The following is a 622-nucleotide window of genomic DNA, read 5'->3' as shown; positions in this document are numbered from 1 at the left end:
TGCGGCCCTCTCCGCGCTCGGCGTCTTGGCCGACGAACCCGAGCGGGTGGAGCGGCTGCACCGGGTGCGCGACCGCCTGGCCGGTGCCCTGGGGGTCGAGGCACCGCCCGGGGCGGTGATGGCCCGACCCGCCCCGGACGCCGCCACGGCCCTGGCCTGGCAGGCCGCCTGCCAGGAGCAGGGGGTGGCCGTCGGGTGCTTCCGGCCGCCGTCGGTGCCAGATGGGGTCTCCCGCCTGCGGGTGACGGCCTCGGCAGGGCTGGACGACGCCGCGCTCGAGCGCGGTACGGCCGTCCTGGAGTCGGTCCTGGGGCCGGTGCCGGAGAGCGCGCTCGAGCGGGCGCTGCCGGAGGCGGGCGCATGAGCGGGCAGGCCCCGGGGGTGGTCCGTGTGGTGGTGGTGACAGGTACGGACACCGACGTGGGCAAGACCGTGGTCACCGCGGCGCTGTGCGCCCGGCTGCTGGCCGACGGGCAGCGGGTGCACCTGCACAAGCCCACCCAGACCGGCGTGGCCGCGGACGAGGAGGGCGACGTGCAGACCGTCCGGCGGATGCTCGGGGCGCCGGTCGGCCTCACCACCTCCGAGGGGGTGCGGCTGCCCGAGCCGCTGGCGCCGGCGA

At 78.1% G+C, this 622-nt stretch carries 2 protein-coding genes; both read left to right on the top strand.

Annotated elements, in window-relative coordinates; translation table 11 throughout:
• Positions 1 to 364, top strand: a 364-nt coding sequence (locus HMPREF3099_RS12415) for an aminotransferase class I/II-fold pyridoxal phosphate-dependent enzyme (protein ID WP_371327523.1), incomplete at its 5' end; no start/stop codon positions are given.
• The coding region (locus HMPREF3099_RS07665) for an AAA family ATPase (RefSeq protein ID WP_141762060.1) at positions 361 to 622 on the top strand (262 nt) is incomplete at its 3' end. The genes HMPREF3099_RS12415 and HMPREF3099_RS07665, both read left to right, overlap by 4 nt.

This window comes from Kytococcus sp. HMSC28H12, assembly GCF_001816045.1.
Taxonomy (GTDB): Bacteria; Actinomycetota; Actinomycetes; order Actinomycetales; family Dermatophilaceae; genus Kytococcus; species Kytococcus schroeteri.
This window is presented reverse-complemented; position numbering and strand designations above follow the sequence as displayed.